Source organism: Paenibacillus sp. S-38 (assembly GCF_049942825.1).
Lineage (GTDB): Bacteria > Bacillota > Bacilli > Paenibacillales > NBRC-103111 > Paenibacillus_G.
Map to the genome: position 1 here is coordinate 1,822,958 of NZ_CP187970.1, position 17,621 is coordinate 1,840,578.

At 55.4% G+C, this 17,621-nt stretch carries 14 protein-coding genes and 1 pseudogene; 13 read left to right on the plus strand and 2 right to left on the minus strand.

Translation table 11 applies throughout. The features are described 5' to 3' along the window. The first annotated feature begins 11 nt into the window (after positions 1-11). Entirely contained in the window at positions 12-674 is a 663-nt protein-coding gene (locus ACP26L_RS08735) for an NADPH-dependent F420 reductase (protein WP_426452128.1), read from the plus strand. On the opposite strand, the gene ACP26L_RS08740 is transcribed toward ACP26L_RS08735, so the two are convergent. Further along, on the minus strand, positions 663-1,484 hold the full coding sequence (locus tag ACP26L_RS08740) for a LysR family transcriptional regulator (RefSeq protein ID WP_426452129.1): 822 nt from the start codon (positions 1,482-1,484) through the stop codon (positions 663-665). The two genes, ACP26L_RS08735 and ACP26L_RS08740, sit on opposite strands and share 12 nt — an antisense overlap. 155 nt (positions 1,485-1,639) lie before the next feature. On the opposite strand from ACP26L_RS08740, the gene ACP26L_RS08745 reads away from it, so the two are divergent. The 5 genes from ACP26L_RS08745 (at position 1,640) to ACP26L_RS08765 (ending at position 9,700) form a co-directional block, all read left to right on the plus strand. Then, complete coding sequence (locus tag ACP26L_RS08745; protein ID WP_426452130.1) at positions 1,640-2,056, plus strand: NUDIX hydrolase; 417 nt, start codon at positions 1,640-1,642, stop codon at positions 2,054-2,056. Positions 2,057-2,187: 131 nt separating this feature from the next. Further along, the gene (locus ACP26L_RS08750; protein ID WP_426452131.1) at positions 2,188-2,922 is read left to right on the plus strand and encodes a class I SAM-dependent methyltransferase; all 735 of its coding nucleotides are present in this window, start codon (positions 2,188-2,190) and stop codon (positions 2,920-2,922) included. A gap of 281 nt (positions 2,923-3,203) precedes the next feature. After that, positions 3,204-4,409, plus strand: coding sequence for a stalk domain-containing protein (locus tag ACP26L_RS08755; RefSeq protein WP_426452132.1), 1,206 nt, complete (start codon positions 3,204-3,206; stop codon positions 4,407-4,409). Positions 4,410-4,592: 183 nt separating this feature from the next. Further along, positions 4,593-7,106 carry a GH39 family glycosyl hydrolase gene (locus ACP26L_RS08760; RefSeq protein WP_426452133.1) on the plus strand — a complete coding sequence of 838 codons (2,514 nt, stop codon included), beginning with the start codon at positions 4,593-4,595 and terminating at the stop codon, positions 7,104-7,106. A gap of 320 nt (positions 7,107-7,426) precedes the next feature. Further along, positions 7,427-9,700 (plus strand): beta-glucosidase, encoded by a 2,274-nt coding sequence (locus tag ACP26L_RS08765; RefSeq protein WP_426452134.1) that lies wholly within the window; start codon positions 7,427-7,429, stop codon positions 9,698-9,700. A 755-nt stretch (positions 9,701-10,455) separates the two neighbouring features. Here ACP26L_RS08765 and ACP26L_RS08770 read toward each other — a convergent pair. Then, positions 10,456-11,577, minus strand: coding sequence for an IS110 family transposase (locus tag ACP26L_RS08770; protein ID WP_426448395.1), 1,122 nt, complete (start codon positions 11,575-11,577; stop codon positions 10,456-10,458). A gap of 836 nt (positions 11,578-12,413) precedes the next feature. Here ACP26L_RS08770 and ACP26L_RS08775 point away from each other — a divergent pair. The 7 genes and pseudogenes from ACP26L_RS08775 to ACP26L_RS08805 all read left to right on the plus strand — a co-directional run. Then, on the plus strand, positions 12,414-12,590 hold the full coding sequence (locus tag ACP26L_RS08775; protein WP_426452135.1) for a hypothetical protein: 177 nt from the start codon (positions 12,414-12,416) through the stop codon (positions 12,588-12,590). Between the two features lie 572 nt (positions 12,591-13,162). After that, complete coding sequence (locus ACP26L_RS08780) at positions 13,163-14,104, plus strand: ABC transporter permease (protein ID WP_426452136.1); 942 nt, start codon at positions 13,163-13,165, stop codon at positions 14,102-14,104. A gap of 11 nt (positions 14,105-14,115) precedes the next feature. Then, entirely contained in the window at positions 14,116-14,994 is an 879-nt protein-coding gene (locus tag ACP26L_RS08785) for a carbohydrate ABC transporter permease (protein WP_426452137.1), read from the plus strand. 320 nt (positions 14,995-15,314) lie between these two features. Continuing rightward, positions 15,315-15,665, plus strand: a complete 351-nt coding sequence (locus ACP26L_RS08790; RefSeq protein WP_426452138.1) for a hypothetical protein — start codon at positions 15,315-15,317, stop codon at positions 15,663-15,665. A 26-nt stretch (positions 15,666-15,691) separates the two neighbouring features. Continuing rightward, positions 15,692-16,174: a hypothetical protein gene (locus tag ACP26L_RS08795; RefSeq protein WP_426452139.1), complete on the plus strand. Its 483-nt coding sequence runs from the start codon at positions 15,692-15,694 to the stop codon at positions 16,172-16,174. A gap of 309 nt (positions 16,175-16,483) precedes the next feature. After that, positions 16,484-16,804 carry a DUF2264 domain-containing protein gene (locus tag ACP26L_RS08800; RefSeq protein WP_426452140.1) on the plus strand — a complete coding sequence of 107 codons (321 nt, stop codon included), beginning with the start codon at positions 16,484-16,486 and terminating at the stop codon, positions 16,802-16,804. A 114-nt stretch (positions 16,805-16,918) separates the two neighbouring features. Beyond that, positions 16,919-17,587: pseudogene (locus ACP26L_RS08805) on the plus strand (glycoside hydrolase family 88 protein); the annotation flags it as partial. Between the last annotated feature and the right edge of the window lie 34 nt (positions 17,588-17,621).

Genomic DNA, 17,621 nt, shown 5'->3' on the forward strand with positions numbered 1-17,621 from the left:
GAGTGATGATCATGAAAATCAGCGTACTGGGAACAGGCAATATGGGGAAAGCTTTGGTAAAACAAGCGGCGGCACATGTAGAGGGCCAAGTATTCTGGGGTTCGCGCAATCCCGAAGAAGCGGCAGAGCTCGCCAAGAGCTTCCAGCTGAATCAAGTCGTGACAGGCTCTTATGAGGAAGCGCTGCAGGCAGATATCATCATTCCCGCATTCCCCGCGGCGGCACTCATGGAGTGGGCGGCAGCCAATAAAGAGCGGCTGGAGCATAAAATCGTCGTAGATATTTCCAATCCTTTTACGAGCGACTTCAGCGGATTCACTACAGCCTGGGGGGAATCTTCCGCCGAAGGGCTTCAGGCCCTGCTGCCGGATTCCAAAGTGGTAGGGGCCTTTAAAAATACGTTCTTCAGCGTGTTTGAGAATCCGGTATTTCAAGATCAGCAAAGCGACGTGCTTGTTACGGGGGATGATGAAGAGGCGGTGCACCAATTCATTGAGCGTTTCAGCCCGCTCCCCTTCCGTTTCATTCATGCAGGCAAACTCGCCAATAACCGGACGATCGAACGGTTCACGCTGCTGGAGCTGGAACTGGCTGTCCGGTATGGGACCTATCCTTATATCTCGCTTCAAGTATTCGGGATCAAGGAAGCCGTGCTTGCCCCATTAACGAAGTAACCGGAATACGCTCTGGCCTTTGGCCCGGTTGGTGCTGAAGACGGCAATGGTCCGCTGGGCATCCGGGTGACTTAACGGCACGCTGACCAACCGGTCGGTTGGCAGCTGTGTGATGTAGGGCTCAGGCAGCACGGTGAGTCCCCCGCCATTGCCTACATAACCGAGGATAACTTCTTTGAAGTTAACCTCGGTTTTTATATTCATGGGATGATTCATGGCTGCGAACAAATGGGTCAGTTTGGCGCGGATGGTACATCCCTCCGCATAAAGAACGAGGGGCTGACTGCTCAGTTCGGGCAGGGTGACCGCCGGTTTGGAGGCGAACGGATGTCCCTTCGGCATCACCACGAATAAAGGCTCCTGATGCAGATCCCCCATCCATATGGAAGGATGCATGGAGATTCGTTCGGCAACCAGCAGGTCGACTTCTCCGTCCAACAGCATTTTGTAGACCTCGGGTGTGGACTGCCGGTATACGAGCTCGACTTCGTGGCCCTGATCTTCCAGCTTGTGCAGGGAGGCCAATAGATACTGGGAGGCTATATCCGGAATCGTGCCGATCCGGATGCGCCGCCATACCTTATAAGGCTCAAGAGCCCTTGTGATTACAGTCAGCTGATCGAGCACTATCTTGGAGGATTCATACAGTACTTTTCCTGCATCGGTTAATTCAACGCCCTGGGAGGAGCGGGCAAACAGCTGGACATCAAACTGCTGCTCCAGGCTCCTGAGCTGCTTGCTGAGTGCGGTATGCGAGATATGCAGAGCCTCGCTTGCTTTAGAGATACTTTTCGTCCGGGCCGTTTCCATAAATCCTTTTAAAAATTCCGTATTCAACGAGATCACGCTCATCCCTGGTATGGTGGTATGGTAGTATCATATATGGAGAGAAGTGGAAGTACAAGGCGGAAATAAGGAAATAAGTTCATTCATGACGTATTCAAAGCAAAAAGGAGACAGACCCCGTGCAGGGATATAACGTTCTTATGATCTACAGCAAAGCGATGGACCGGCTGCTGATGTGCAGACGGTTAAAGAATCCCTATCTGGGCCTAAGCAATTTCGTTGGAGGTAAAGTGGAGAGTGGAGAGACGGGGAGGGAAGCTGCCTACAGAGAACTGATGGAAGAGACGGGAATAGTAGAAGAGGATATCAAGCTGCATCATATCATGGACTTTACGTACTATTTGCAGGACTGCTATGTTGAAGTGTATGCCGGCAGGCTGAAGCGTGAGGTCATGGTCTTCGGAGAGGAGAATGAGCTCTACTGGAGCGACTTGAATCAGAATTTTTTTGACATGACCCTGTTCGCCGGCGAGGGAAATATCGGCCATATGATCGAGCAGGTGAAGATGAACAAAAGTTTACTGCTTCAGGATTGAACGAACCGGCGTTGAGATAGATAGGTTTCCCAGGGCAATGAATAGAGGCAGGGGGTCTCAAGCCCACGGCTGCTTTCTCTGTGGGCGGCTCCCAGCTTGACCAAGAATGAACCAGGAGGTCTTGTTCGAAGATGAAAGAGAATAAATATGATGATCCTCGCTTCTTCCATAAGTACAGCCAGATGCCCCGGTCGCTCGGCGGCTTGGAAGCTGCGGGAGAGTGGTCTGATTTTCGTTCGCTGCTCCCGGATCTGTACGATAAAAGAGTGCTTGATCTGGGCTGCGGCTTTGGCTGGCACTGCCGCTATGCCCGGGAGCAGGGGGCAAGGTTCGTGGTGGGAATCGATCTGTCGGAGAATATGCTGGAACGCGCCAGAGCCATGACTAACGATCCGCAGATCGAGTACCGGCAGCTCGCAGTTGAAGATATCAGGCTCAACGAAGGGGAATTCGATGTGGTGATCAGTTCCCTTGCCCTTCACTATGTGGAGCGGTTCGACGCTCTCTGCCGCGAGGTGTATCACGGTCTCGCTCCCGGAGGCGCGTTCGTGCTCTCCGTGGAGCATCCGATCTTCACCGCGCTTCCCGCGCAGGACTGGCACTACGGCCCGCAGGGGGAGAAGCTGCACTGGCCGGTGGACCGCTACCATGAGGAAGGTCCGCGGCAGGCCAGATTCCTGGGTCATGATGTCGTCAAGTACCATCGCACCGTCGCCACTCTCTTGAATACCCTCATGGAATCCGGCTTCCGCCTCAGGAAGCTGTCCGAGCTGCAGCCGACGCAGGATATGCTGAGGGAACATCCGGCGTGGGCGGATGAAGTCCGTCGTCCGATGTTCTTCCTGGCGGCGGCGGTGAGAGATTGAGTTTGGCCGGCGGGCCGGGAACCGATAGTTTGGTTCCCGGCTCTTTTTGTTTTCTCAGGTCTGCAACCTCGTGTGACCTCCTGTCTTGTGCAGCCTGCCCTGCCTGCGCAGGGGAAATGGGCCTGCAAACTATACGATAGGATAATTCCTTTTTAAGGCCGGATCTGTAATCATGTAGAGGTCTGAGGAAGTACGGACTTCAAGTAAGATACGGCTTAGGAATCAGGAATCAGGAATTAGGAATCGGGAATCAGGAATCAGGAATCAGAGGAGGATACAACGTGTTACCCTTTCAATCGAAAACCAAATCGGCAGTGTTAAGCCTGGTGCTGGCAGGAAGCTTCGCCTTGTACGGGACCCTGGGCTTTGGAGCGGCAGCCTCGGCGGCGAATACGGCGTCCGGGACGGCGATCCGCGTCTTGTTTGGCGGGCAGGAGCTGCAATTCGCCGAGACGCAGCCGGTGATCAAAGACGGTTCTACGCTGGTCCCGTTCCGCAAGCTCTTCGAGACGCTCGGGTTCGAGGTCAGCTGGGTGGATACGGGAACGTCTCAGCAGGCGGTCGGAACCAAGGATGGCCTGACGATCAAACTCACCATCAACAGTACCGCGGCGTCGGTCAACGATCAGAACGTGGCCCTGGAAGTGCCGGCTCAGATCGTTGAAGGCAATACGATGGTGCCGCTGCGGTTTGTGGCGGAGAACAGCGGCTACCAGGTAACGTATGCCAAGGAGAACAACCTCGCGACGATTCAAATCGGCGAGGGGACAGGCAGCGCGCCCGCACCTGCGCCGCAGCCGTCATCGCAGCCGCCGGCCCAGCTGTCCGTGGAGCCCTATGTCGTCCAGGGCTATGCGCGTGATGCGGCAGGCAAACCGATAGCCGGTGCGTCGGTCTGGGCGGATAACACCCTGCTGTACGACAGCAATCTTCTGGGCGTGACGGATGAGAACGGCTACTACCGTCTGGAGCTGCCGAGCCTTGCAACGACCTGGAACATGGGCGGCAGCTTTGCGAGCAAGGGTGACGGCAGAACCTATAAGTTCGACCTCGTCCCTGAAGTCGATCAACCATTCGCCGGCAATACGGGCGCGGTCCGGAATTTCACCTGGAAGAACGATGTGGGCTACCTGTTCGTGTATGCCGATTTTATGTCCTTCGATGACGACGGCCTGCCTATGGTCGAAATGAAGGACCTGGAGATGACCTTGACGCCTGTAGGGCCTACACTGGATGGCAGTGCCGGCAAGACGATCGTCAAACGCATCGGGCCGATGGAGTACGAAGGTCTCGGGATCGATAAAATTCCGCTGGGCCGCTATAAAGCGACCGTCCGGTGGATGCCTAAAGGACTTGAGCCGATGCCTCTGCTGATCCGGATTGAGGGGGAAGGGGAATATGCCGAGTCGGTGGAGTTTGATTTCAGCCAAAAACGAGGCTACCTGGAAGACGACTACATGATGGAATTGGAGGTTCAATATCCGTAGGAACCGGCAAGCCTATCAGGAGGCTCCCCGACCCCACTCAGCGTATACACGAAAGGGGCCGGAATCTCGCTGGATGTACTCGAATGCAATCCCGGAAGAGAAGACATTGCATGAGAGCTCCGGCTCGCCTATCATACTAAGAAAGACGATTGGCGATCCCCTCCGAAGAGGCCAGGTGACATCATGGATTATACTTACGAAATCATTCCGACCAGCGGCAGGCTGCCGCTCCATATCTTTTTTCACAATGTCCGATATGTTCCGAATCATTGGCATGACAGCCTGGAGCTGCTCTTCGTGCTGAAGGGCAGCGCGATGATTACCGTGCAGAACAAGCCGTACAGCCTGACGGAAGAAGATCTGATTCTTATCAACAGCAACGACATTCACAGCATTCAGGCGGACCAGGACAACCTGCTGCTTGCGCTGCAAATTCCCGATACGTTCCTGAAGGAGCAGGGCGTGGATACGGAGCATACGGTCTTCAGCTGCCATTCCTTCGGCTATGGCCCCGGGGAGCAGGAGGCCTTCGATGAAATCCACCGGCTGCTCTCCTCCATCATGTGGGTGCATACGAAGGAAGGCTACGGCTACGAAGTGAAGATCCGCTCGCTGCTCCTCGAGCTCATCTATCTGCTGCTCCGCAGGTTCCGGGGGGCCGAGAGGACAAGGGAGAATCGGATCAACAAGCGGATGATGGAGCGGCTGCTCAAGCTCAACGAATACATTCAGAGCCACTACCACGAATCCTTAACCTTGAACGGGCTCGCGGAGCGGGAGGGCTTTGCGGTGACGTACCTGTCCCACTTTTTTCAGAAAAGCATGGGGGTGTCGTTCCGCGCCTATATCACGCAGATCCGCCTGGAGCATGCGGTCACGGAGCTGCTGTCTACGGAGGAGCCGATCATCGATCTTGCCCTCCGGCACGGGTTTCCGAGCCTGAAGTCGTTCCACAAAGCGTTCAAGGACGCCTACGATACGACCCCGGCTGAGTACCGGAGGAGCCAGAGGCCGACTGGCGCTCCGGGGAAGGACCCGGCGAGGAACGGGACGGGCTATCTCGCCTACGACCGGGACAACGCGTTCGTCAGCCTGTTCAAGTACCTGCCTGTGGAGGCTCCGCAGGCGGGAGGCCTTGCAGCCGAGCGAAACATCGTCCACAAGGAAGCCGGCATCCGGCTCCCGCCCGCCGGAAAGGGGCAGCCGCTGAAGCATACTTGGCGGAACCTGTGTACCGCCGGCAAGGCGAAGGAGATTCTGTATGCGGGAGTGCAGGAGCACCTGAAGCTGCTGCAGGAAGCCGTGGGGTTCCGCTATATCCGGTTTCACGGGATCTTCGATGACGAGATGATGGTGTACCGGCTGGATGATGCAGGTCAGCCTTTGTTCAGCTTCACGTATGTGGACCAGCTGATCGATTTCCTGCGGAGCATCGGCCTGCGGCCCTTCTTCGAGCTTGGGTTCATGCCGGGCCTACTGGCGGACCGTTCCCAGACGGTGTTCCACAAGCCGAGCTATATCAGCCTCCCGCAGAACCCGGCGCATTGGACCGCGATGCTGGAGGCGTTCGCCCGGCATCTGCTGCGGCGCTACGGAACCCATGAGGTACGCACCTGGTACTTCGAATTCTGGAACGAGCCTGACATGAATGTCTTCTGGCAGGAATCAAGGGAGCGGTATTTGGCTTTCTACGAGTTGAGCTTCCGGGCATTCAAGGGAGTAAGTCCGGAGCTGCGGATCGGCGGACCGGGGGTGATCTCGGATCTCGAGGGGAAGGCCGAATGGCTGCGGAGCTACTGGACGTACTGCGTGGAGCGGGACTGCCGGCCAGACTTCCTTACCTTCCATGTGTATCCCGTATTGCCGGGGGAAGGGACATGGGGAGGGGAGGAGCCGCCGGACGGCATCCACTATGCCGGCGAGAGCTATCTTGCGGATACCCTGCGGAGCACCAAAAAGGCGCTGGCCGAGATGGGGGCAGGGGACCTTGAGCTCCATGTAACCGAGTGGAACTCCACGTCGCATCACCGGGAGCTGACGAATGATACGAGCTTCAAGGCGGCGTATCTTGCGAAGAATATCGCTGAGAACCTCGACGAAGTGCACAGCCTCGGCTACTGGGCGGCGACCGACCTGCTGGAGGAACTGCCGCTGCCCGTCTCCACCTTTCACGGCGGTCTCGGACTCATAACCAACAACGGAATCCGCAAGCCGGGCTTCCACGCCTACGAGCTGCTGGCCGGGCTGGGAGAACGCCTGGTGGAGCGGGGCGATGGCTTCTGTCTGACGGCGTCGGCGGACGGGACCTACCAGCTTCTCGTGTATAACTACTGCCACTTTGACCGGCTGTATATGCGCAACGACACCTCGGCGATCGACAGCCATAACCGGTACGGGGTTTTTGCCGATACGGGACGGATCGAGCTTACGGTGAAGCTGGAGGGGCTGCCGGCGGGAAGGGTGGAGATCCGCAGCCGGAGCGTCAGCCGAGAGCACGGAAGCGCGTACGACCTGTGGCTGGACATGGGGGCGCCTGAGGAGCTGACCCCTGGGGATATCCGCTATCTCAATGCGGGGAGCCTGCCTCGGCAGGAGGTCAAGGAGGTGGAAGTGTCGGATGTGCTGACACTCAAGTGCAGCTTAAGTCCACACGAAGTGCAGCTGCTGTGCATCCGTCCGGTCCGCATAGGAGTATAGGCGGATGGGGGACAAAGCCCTGGCTCAAGACGGTGCAGGCGATGGGCAGGCGATGGGCAGGTGCGGGGCATGGCGAAGTTATGGGTGAAAGTGATAACGGATCAGGGAAGGGAGACCTTTCCTGATCCTTTTTTTGCGTTCGGGGAAAGGGGCAGGGGGGACGGCGGGTGAAGAAAGCATAATAAACGGAATCGTTTTCAATAAACAACGGAAAGAAAGGGGAGCGGTGCGAGGGCTATAATGTGAACTACAGAAAGCGCTATCTTCCTTATCGGCAAAAGGGCCGAAGGGAAAGAAGACAAGACCACGGAGGGATTCTCATGCAGCGGAATATACAGGAACTGATTTCGCAGATGACACTCGAAGAGAAGGCCGGGCTGTGCTCGGGCCTCGACTTCTGGCACCTGAAGGGCGTGGAGCGCCTCGGTATTCCGTCCGTGATGGTGACCGACGGACCGCACGGGCTCCGGAAGCAGAAGGCTTCCGCCGATCACCTCGGCCTGTTAGACAGCGTGCCGGCCACCTGCTTCCCGTCGGCGGCCGGACTAGCCTGCTCTTGGGACCGGGAGTTGATCCGCCGGGTGGGCGTCGCCCTTGGTGAAGAATGCCAGGCGGAGAACGTGGCCGTCCTGCTGGGGCCGGGGGCGAATATCAAGCGCTCGCCGCTGTGCGGACGCAATTTCGAATATTTCTCGGAGGATCCGTACCTCTCCTCCGAGATGGCGGCGAGCCACATTGCGGGCGTGCAGAGCCAGGGCGTCGGGACGTCGCTGAAGCATTTCGCGGTCAACAACCAGGAGCACCGCCGGATGTCGGTCGATGCCGTAGTTGACGAGCGGACGCTGCGCGAGATCTACCTCGCTTCCTTCGAGGGGGCGGTGAAGCAGTCCCAGCCCTGGACGGTGATGAGCTCGTACAACCGGGTAAATGGCACGTATGCTTCGGAGAACGAATTCCTGCTGACGGACATCCTCAAGAACGAGTGGGGCCATGAGGGCTTCGTCGTGTCCGACTGGGGCGCTGTCGATGAGCGGGCGGATGCGCTGGCAGCGGGTCTCGAGCTGGAGATGCCGGCCTCGGGCGGAGCCGGGGAGCGCAAGGTGATCGAGGCGGTGAAGAGCGGCAGGCTGACCGAAGCGGCGCTGGACCGGGCGGTGGAACGGCTGCTGACGATCATCTTCCGGGCGGTGGATCACCGCAGGCCGGATGCGGCCTACGACCCGGCGGAGCATCACCGTCTCGCCAGAGAAGTGGCACGGGAGAGCATGGTGCTGCTCAAGAACGACAACGGCATTCTGCCGCTCAGCCGGGGGAGCCATCTCGCCGTAATCGGGGCGTTCGCGGAGAAACCGCGGTACCAGGGCGGGGGCAGCTCGCACATCGTCCCGACGCAGCTTGACCAGCCCGTGGAAGAGATCCGCAAGCTGGCGGACGCTTCAGCCGTGGTGACATATGCGCAGGGCTACCGGCTCGAGAGCGATACGGACGATGAGGCGCTGATGGAGGAGGCGAAGCGCGCTGCGGCTGAGGCCGACACGGCTGTGATCTTCGCGGGACTTCCCGACCGCTATGAGTCGGAAGGCTACGACCGGACGCACCTGAGCCTGCCGGCCAACCAGATCCGGCTCATCGAAGAGGTGGCAGCCGTGCAGCCGAAGGTCGTGGTTGTCCTGCTGAACGGCTCGCCGGTGGAGATGCCCTGGATCGGCAGCGCCCAGGCCGTGCTGGAAGGCTACCTCGGCGGCCAGGCGGTAGGCGGCGCGGTGGCGGATCTGCTCTACGGCGAAGCGAACCCGTGCGGCAAGCTCGCCGAGACGTTCCCGCAGCAGCTGAGCGACAACCCGTCCTATCTCTTTTTCCCCGGTGAAGGCGACCGGGTGGAGTACCGCGAAGGCATCTTCGTCGGTTACCGCTACTATGACACGAAGAATGTGAAGCCCTTGTTCCCGTTCGGTTACGGGCTCAGCTATACGAAGTTCGAGTACACCGGGCTGGCGCTCGACAAGAAGCGGATCAAGGATACGGAGCAGGTCACCGTCCGGGTGAAGGTGAAGAACACCGGCGCGGCGGCAGGCAAGGAGATCGTGCAGCTCTATGTGAAGGATGCGCAGAGCACGGTGATCCGGCCGGCCAAGGAGCTGAAGGGCTACGCCAAGGTGTCCCTGCAGCCGGGAGAAGAGCAGACCGTCACGTTCGAGCTCGACAAGCGCTCTTTTGCCTACTACAATGTGGAGCTGCAGGATTGGCACGTAGAGACCGGTGAGTTCCTGGTGCTGGCCGGATCCTCCTCGCAGCACATCGCGCTGCAGGATTCGGTGGTTGTGGAGTCGACGATTCCTTTGAGAAAAACCTACACCCGCAATACGACGCTCGGCGATCTGCTTCAGGATGCGGCCGCCTGGGACAAGGCGCAGGGGCTGCTGCAGGCGTTCCAGGCAGCGAGCGGCTTCACGGCCGGACCGGAAGATGACCATGCGGACATGATGGCGGCGATGATGAAATATATGCCGCTGAGGGCGCTCGTCGGCTTCAGCCAGGGGGCCTTGACGGAACAGATGCTCGAGGATTTGCTGAAGGAACTCAACCACAACTAGAGACGACAGGAGAGTAGAGCTATGGATGCCGCAAGAGTGGGATTTAAAGAAAAGCACGGCTGCGGAGTCGGAGATTTGAACTATAGTATCTTATTCGATTATTTCCCGTCATTTCCCGAATAATAGCGGAACTATAATGCCTTATTCCCCCGGAATGCCCTGCCGTGGTCCGCGTTTCGGGGCAATAGAGAACATGGGTTCCGCTATTTTGAAAATGGGTGGCTCGGCAGGCCCAATAAAGCACTGAAGTTCCGCTGATATGAACGTAACCGAGCAACTCCCAGCACGTATCCCTGTTTTTTTGTACTCCAAACTAAGCCTGTCAAGGTGTTCTTTTTGACAGGCGGCTTCTTTCCTCCCATACTTGTTTACGGGTCTGACTATCAAGTCAGACCCTGCCTTACGGCGAGTAACGGGGTGCAGGGGGCGTGCTCCCTGCATAGTCTTTTTCCTGAGAACAGCGGGACATGTCTACATTCCTTGGCACGAGGGCAAAATGGTTCTTTGCGCCGGCTGGCAACCTGATATTCGTGGGTTCTCACATGTGATTACATACGACCAGAGAGTTTCCTGCTAACTATCAACGCACATAAAGCTCCTGTTCCCTTGCTTTGTGCAGCGGAACTACGCGGATTTCTCTCTGCCTAGCTTTGTACTTTGCCCCCGAGCCAAAGAATGTAACGCATCTTCCTCAAATCCGTTCTCTTACCACCTCCTTCTTCGTATTTTCAAACTTCTATTACAAGCACAAGCGATTATGCTGCCGCCCTTTGCTTCTGGACTTCCTTGGCTATAGCCCAGATAAATCCCAAGAGCTCCCTGGCCACGGCGGTAACGATGGTTCCTTTGTTCTTTCCCCTGAAGCTTAACCTATTAAATTTATGATGCAGTCTTTTATGCGCCTTCCAAGAGATCTCAATAATCTCCGAGCTTAGCTCCTTTTGCCTCTCTCGCAGGGCTCTTCTTACAGCGGGTTTGCTCCGATAGGTCCAGGCGGCTTCGACCAGTACCCGTCGGATATGCGCATTTCCGACTTTCGTGATTCGCCCTTGCCGGCGGCTGCCTCCGCTTGAACTTTCCGAAGGTACCAATCCGGAATAACTCATAAGCTGCGGCGCAAAAGCAAATCTTCCTGCGAGATCTCCGAGTTCGGCCGCAAGAGTAGTGGCCGTAACTAAAGCAATACCATGAAGTCCTTGCAGCGCCTGAATCATGGTAGCCTGGCACCCTGCCGAAGCCTGCCGTTCCATTTCCTTTTCGTATCGCCCAATCCGGTTTGCGGCCTCCCTGATGGTGTTGCGGTATTCTTGAAAGACGATATCCTCGCACGCATCCGTAAAGCGCAAGGTATCCAGCCAGTTCTCGTAGGCCGATGTCCATACCTTCGTGCCGCCCGGTGGATGAAGCTGGTGCCGAAGCAGGAACTTCGTTAGCCGCTGCTTGTGCCGATTCATATCCTGAACCGCATCCTCCCGGGCCCGAACCAAATCCCGCAGCGCTTCGTCCTCGGGTGTAGGTACGTAGATTTCGGTTAACTCTCTGGCCCTGTAGAGCTGCGCTAAACGTATGGCATCCCTTTTGTCGGTTTTAATGCGCTTGTTGCCATCCAATGCTTTGGGCGCAACGACGCTGCAATTGACAAAGAGTTCAAGGAACCAACGATACAGTTGAAACCCTGTAGGCCCGGCCTCATAGCAAACGTCGAGTTTGATCTCATCGTCCTTTGCAAGCTGCTTGACTAATTTTCGCACGGCCTCTTTGGTATGTGGAATCGTCCCCCAGAACCGTACAGGCTCATCTCGATTTTCCGTGGCGATAGCAACAGCAATTTTTTCCTTGGATACGTCTAACCCTACATACTTTGTGGACATACTCATTACTAACCGACTCCTTTTTGTTTGTAGCTCTGTTTTGGATTTGATTGGTTTATTCATTCCAAGTCATTTCCAACTTCAACCTACGTGATGCAAAGAGGTAGTCGGTTTCGTTCATTATAACTATTTGTGCAGCGTCGCTCCGAGCGGCGTATGATCGGCATCCGGAGCCGGGCAATTTCATTTGCAGCGCTGGGGCCAGCTGTCAGCAGGCGGGGCTGGGAGCTATATTCAGTGTATCATCGCCCGTCCCGGGAGTTTGTTAGGCAAGGCAGCCGTCAGGAGGTTCTATCCTGGCGTTTTTTTATTTTGTCTTGGGTGCTGACCACGTCAACGCGGGGAGTTCGCCTTAGCGGGTCAGCCGGTGCGAGTTGGAGAACAGCTTAAGTGTCCAGCGCCATTCACACGGTAGGTTGCTGCAGATGAGTTTTCCTAACCCGCGTGGTAAAATATGGAGAAGCTGCGATTGGTGTAATAGTGGAACTTTGGCAAGTGCAAGAGGGTACGAGTAAGGATAGATAGTTTTGCGAGCATAAGAGGGTTTGTGTACTAATTGAAGTGTTGAGGGAGCAAGAGGGGTCGAGTAAGGATGGAAGTGTGGGGCGCGTAAGAGGGGGTCGAGTAATGATGGTAATTGTTTGGAGAGAGCAAGATGGTTTGTGTTCTAATGGAAGAAGAGGGTTCCAGTAATGATGGAAGTTTGGCGAGATGAGACAGGATACGATCGTGGAAGGTCGGGGGAGAGACCGGGTGTTGGTTGTGGGAAGAGATACGCATCCGTGTGGTCCCCAAAGAAACGCTGCATCATGAATCCCGCAGTAGAGGAAGGGGGTCATAAGATGGGGGTCGGAATGGTATTGGCGTTATTGGCCGGTGCCGGAGGGCTGTTCCTCCGGAGGCCGCATCACGGAAAAGGACTGCGCTGGGTAGGGATCGCCCTTCTGCTCATGACGCTGCTGTTCATCGGCTTTGCCGTGATGATTGGAATCCAGGGGGAGCATATGGAAGGGCACTGAAGGCGGGCGGTGGTGAAACAGGCTGTTAAGTCGGGACAATGCCCGGAAGCGGCCTCTCTCGACGCTTGGCTCCCTGGTGAGCCTCCCCCATGCGAACTAGCATAGGCATTCCCTTCAAGATCTGCTTTTGAGATGGCCGGCCAGACAGAGCAGCGCCAGCACGGCCAGTACGTGAGAAACCGTATGGGCATGGTCCAGGCTGAGGCCGAACCAGGTGGTTTCGTGCCCGACATACAGCAGGGTCAGGTTGATCTAGGAGAACGTCTTCCTGAATCTGGATCATTCCATTATAGTGCAACCGTGCCGTCGGCCGTCCTGCAGAGGACGGTTTTTCTTTTCATTTCGATGCTCCAGCCGGAGGCCGGTACGAGACCGTATTCCGCGATCCCGTTCAACGGAATACCCAGAAGAATGGCTTAATCCAATGGTTCTTTTCCTATAGATGAGAAGCTGTAAATCCTTGTGCGGCGCGGGTTTCCTCGTTCTGCAAGAACTTCTTATTGCCGGAAATCGGCCTCTCTCCTACATTGTAGATACAACGAAGCGAACGGAGGGATCATGCCATGTCGGTTATGTCTTCACCATTATCCGTCTCAACATCAACAAAGAGAAGCAGGATATGGGCCGGTATCAAAAGGGATAAATTTTTATACTTGATTGCGCTGCCTGGTATCCTGTACTTCCTGATCTTCAAATATGTTCCCATGTGGGGAGTGCTGATCGCGTTCCAGGACTACTCGCCCTATTTGGGATTTTGGGAGAGCAAGTGGGTGGGGCTGGATCATTTTCTGCGTTTCTTTTCGAATCCGGAATTTCTTCAGTTGTTCCGCAACACCATGGCGATTAATTTGCTCAGTCTGGTGTTTTTCTTCCCGCTGCCGATTCTGCTTTCTTTAATGCTCAATGAGGTTCGTTCGGCTGCCTACAAAAAGCTGCTCCAATCGGTCGTCTATCTGCCCCATTTTCTTTCGTGGGTCATTATTGTCGGGATTTCCTTCCTGCTGCTCTCCCAAGGAGATGGGGTCATTAATAAGATTTTGATCCAAATGGGCTTTCCAAAAATTGATTTTTTAACGGACAAGAACTATTTTTGGGGCATTTTAACGGTGCAATCCATCTGGAAGGAAGCGGGCTGGGGGACGGTTATTTTCCTGGCGGCCATGGCTGGAATCGACCCGCAGCAGTATGAAGCGGCCACCATAGACGGTGCCGGAAGAATGCGCCAAATGTGGCATATTACGCTCCCGGGCATCCGGTCCGTCATTATCGTCCTGCTGATCCTGCGGATCGGTCACATCATGGATGTCGGATTTGAGCAGGTATTCTTAATGATGAACGGCGCCGTATCCGAAGTGGCGGACGTGTTCGATACCTACGTCTATCGCCTCGGTGTCAAGCAGGGGCAATTCAGCTTCAGTACGGCGGTCGGTTTGTTCAAGTCTGTCGTTGGACTGCTGCTTGTGATCGGCGCTAACCGGTTGGCGAAGAAATTCGGAGAAGACGGAGTTTATTAAGGGGGTTCGACATGCGGTTATCATGGAAGGACAGAATGTTTGACAGTGTGAATGCGGTACTGCTCGGGATCGCAGGACTGGTCACCTTATTCCCGTTATACTATGTATTTGTCGTCTCCTTTACGGATCCGTTAGAATATACGACCAAGGGATTGGTCCTTTTCCCGGAAAAATGGTCTCTCGTATCCTATCAATATTTGCTGTCCACGGATTCCTTCATTCGGGCAACCGGCAACAGCGCTTTCCTGGCCATCGCAGACACTGCTCTGAGCTTGCTCGTAACGTCCGGCCTGGCCTATGCGCTGTCGCGAAGAAGACTGCAGGGCCGAAGGATCATGATGCTGGGGATCCTGCTTACCATGCTGTTCAACCCCGGTTTAATTCCGCCGTATTTGCTGGTGCGGGATTTACATCTGATCAACAACATCTGGTCATTAATCCTTCCCGTATTGACGAGCGGCTGGTATGTGCTGCTCATGAAAGGGTTCTTCGATAGTATTCCTCCCAGCCTGGAGGAGTCGGCACGAATAGACGGCTGCAATGATCTATCGGTATGGGTACGCATTATCCTGCCTTTATCGCTTCCATCTTTAGCTGCTTTCGGCTTATTTTATGCGGTAGCGTACTGGAATACGTTTTTCTCGGCACTGCTGTATATCAACGAGTTCGAGAAGCAGCCCCTTCAAGTGCTGCTGCAAAATATGCTGATCGATGCCTCTACTGCTGCTGGAGGCTCCGCCGCTCAAGAGATGATGTCGGAGCAGAAGATTCCGCCGGAAACGTTGAAGATGGCGGCCGTCGTCATTGCAACAACCCCCATTGTCTTGGTCTATCCGCTCCTGCAGATGCATTTTTCCAAAGGGGTGATGGTGGGATCCGTCAAGGAATAGGCTTAGAGGACTGCTTGCCCCCACGGGCAGGCTTTTTGTCCATAGAGCAGAAGGCGATGATTTTCACCCGATACCGTGCAGGGATGTCCTGGACAAGATCGAAATAGGTTAATCGCGCAGGTGTATGATAGGATGTCGGGTCATAGCGGGATGTGAATGGATTAGGTGGGGACGCTCTATTGATCAGAAAAAAGATTTTTCGTAAAAGCCTTATCATGGTCTTGTTGATAACCAGTATTCCCATAGCGCTTGTAGGGACGGCGACCCATTATTTCGGGAGACAACAGATTGAAAAGGAAGTTACGCGGTCCCATAATCTTATGCTGGAGAGAGCCGCGTCCAGAATTGAGGAACAGCTCGAACAAATTGAGCTCACAACAACCCAGTGGACCATGGATCCCATTTTCGATCCTTCCAAGATGCTGAGCTTAAATTTGAATACCGATTATCATGAGATCCACAATTTGTACCAGTCCCTCATGGTCATGCGGAATACGAATCCTTTAATCGATAAGATCGATGTCTATTTGGCCGGAAGTGCGGTCACGATCAACGATACCGACGGCATTGTGTATTTGAAACGCAAATCGATCCCTGAGGCGGACTACCTTCCTCTGGTATCGCTGAACGGTTATACCCCCGGGAGATGGGATCCTTTGGTATGTACATGATCCCGAAGTCGGTGCCGGAAGCAAAAATGAAAAAAATTATGGAGTTTCTGAACTACGGGTCCTCCGATGAGGGCCACGAGTTGGCTAATTTCGGGCTAAAGGATACCTACTTCACGCTTGCGGACGGCGTCTATGCAACGACCAAGCAGCATGCCAAAGAGTCGATTGCGGCGTATGGACAGCTATTCACCAAGTATGATAAATACTTCCGTGCCTACCGGTCCGGAATTGAGAAGAAGGTGTGGGAACGAAATAAGGGCATTATCGATGAGCGGGAAAAGGTAAGCGTGCCGGATCATGCGATCGGGCTGTTCTCGGAAACCAGCCTGACGGCGGGACCCGAGCTCAATAAAAAAATACAGGATATGAAGACGAAGATTATCCTCGGGAAACAACCGATTTCGGCTTGGGATGAGTTTGTCAGTAAGCTGAAGACAGATGCCAATTTTGTGAAAATCACAAACGAAATCAACCAATCGTATCAGCAGCGAATGGCTGGCGCGAAGTAACTTATAGACAAGGCACGGCGCAGGGATATTGGGGTGCTGTGCCTGCCTAGATGGGCAAAGGAGAGACCGGGATGGAAGGAACATCGGACCGTCAGTACTGGATCGACACGCTGCTGCGAATCGTACATCCTGTGCTGGATGCAGGCTCACGCAGACAACTAAAGCGCTTATGCCTGTCCATGGAAAGCTTGAGGACAGGGCGTCGTACACCTATCTTGAAGCGGTGGGAAGATCCTTGAGCCCGACTGGGGGGCTCTTCGGGAACCTATCCTTAAGAGAGCCGTTCGATACGGAGATATCCAGGAGAAGATGATTTCACCCGAAGGGGCTTTTCCTGCCGTAGGGCGTTCCATTACGTACCGTTTCGGCGCGTTCCAGCATCTGGCCCAGATGGCGCTGCAGCACCGGCTGCCCGAACATATGGAGCCTGCCCAGGTTCGATGCGTGTTAACCCGGGTGATCCGGAGGATCATGGAAGCTTCCGACAATTTCGATGATAACGGCTGGCTCAAGATCGGGTTCTGCGGACATCAGCCGGAGCTTGGAGAAGCGTATATCTCAACCGGCAGCTTGTACCTGTGTTCGATCGTATTTATACCGCTTGGCCTGCCGGAGGCGGACCCGTTCTGAAGCGGGCAGCCTCTTCCGTGGTCCTCCTGCCGGATCTGGTCCGGCGGGTCCGTGCCGATCGACCGGGCTCTCGTCTGACGCCAGGGACCGACGCTTACGATTTCGCTAATCCTCGCATGGCAGTGGAACAAGAAAATTGAGCACGTCATGAATACGACGCTGGAGCTGTATCATGATGTGGGATTTCAATTTCTCAATACCGCGGTCATGAAATATTGGATGACAGGCGATGGGGAGGCGCGCCGCCGCGGACTTGCCGCAGCCAACTACTTGGCCGGAAGGTTTAATCCGGTGGGTAACTATATCCGGGCTTGGAATGAAGATCTGGCCGGTTGAGCGATTGTGGACTGCTCGATGAATCTGTCTTTATTGTTCTGGGCTTCCGAGGAAACGAAGGATCCCCGTTTCAAACATGTGGCGATCAGGCATGCTGACACCGTCCTGCAGCATTTTATCCGGCCGGACGGGTCCTGCAGCCATAGCGTCAGCTTTGATCCGGAGACCGGAGAGAGGATTGAATCCATTGGGGGGCAGGGATTCGGTCCCGAGTCAGCTTGGAGCAGAGGTCAATCCTGGGCGCTGTACGGCATGGCCAATACATACCGGTACACGAGAGATGTCCGTTATCTGGATGCGGCCAAAAGGGTGGCTCATTATTTTATCGCCTCCCTGCCGGACGACGGTATTCCCTGCTGGGATTTTCGGGTACCGAATCCGGAAGAGGAACCCCGGGATACTTCGGCGGCAGCGATTGCCGCATCAAGGCTGCTCGAAATGGCAGAAAGCGCAAGGTATATTGAATTCATTAGTGAAGCGG

Coding starts and splice junctions, on each gene's coding strand:
- ACP26L_RS08735 (WP_426452128.1), top strand. CDS start 12: ATGAAAATCAGCGTACTGGGAACAGGCAATATGGGGAAAGCTTTGGTA.
- ACP26L_RS08740 (WP_426452129.1), bottom strand. CDS start 1,484: ATGGAAACGGCCCGGACGAAAAGTATCTCTAAAGCAAGCGAGGCTCTG.
- ACP26L_RS08750 (WP_426452131.1), top strand. CDS start 2,188: ATGAAAGAGAATAAATATGATGATCCTCGCTTCTTCCATAAGTACAGC.
- ACP26L_RS08760 (WP_426452133.1), top strand. CDS start 4,593: ATGGATTATACTTACGAAATCATTCCGACCAGCGGCAGGCTGCCGCTC.
- ACP26L_RS08765 (WP_426452134.1), top strand. CDS start 7,427: ATGCAGCGGAATATACAGGAACTGATTTCGCAGATGACACTCGAAGAG.
- ACP26L_RS08770 (WP_426448395.1), bottom strand. CDS start 11,577: ATGAGTATGTCCACAAAGTATGTAGGGTTAGACGTATCCAAGGAAAAA.
- ACP26L_RS08775 (WP_426452135.1), top strand. CDS start 12,414: ATGGGGGTCGGAATGGTATTGGCGTTATTGGCCGGTGCCGGAGGGCTG.
- ACP26L_RS08780 (WP_426452136.1), top strand. CDS start 13,163: ATGTCTTCACCATTATCCGTCTCAACATCAACAAAGAGAAGCAGGATA.
- ACP26L_RS08785 (WP_426452137.1), top strand. CDS start 14,116: ATGCGGTTATCATGGAAGGACAGAATGTTTGACAGTGTGAATGCGGTA.
- ACP26L_RS08790 (WP_426452138.1), top strand. CDS start 15,315: ATGCTGGAGAGAGCCGCGTCCAGAATTGAGGAACAGCTCGAACAAATT.
- ACP26L_RS08795 (WP_426452139.1), top strand. CDS start 15,692: ATGAAAAAAATTATGGAGTTTCTGAACTACGGGTCCTCCGATGAGGGC.
- ACP26L_RS08800 (WP_426452140.1), top strand. CDS start 16,484: ATGATTTCACCCGAAGGGGCTTTTCCTGCCGTAGGGCGTTCCATTACG.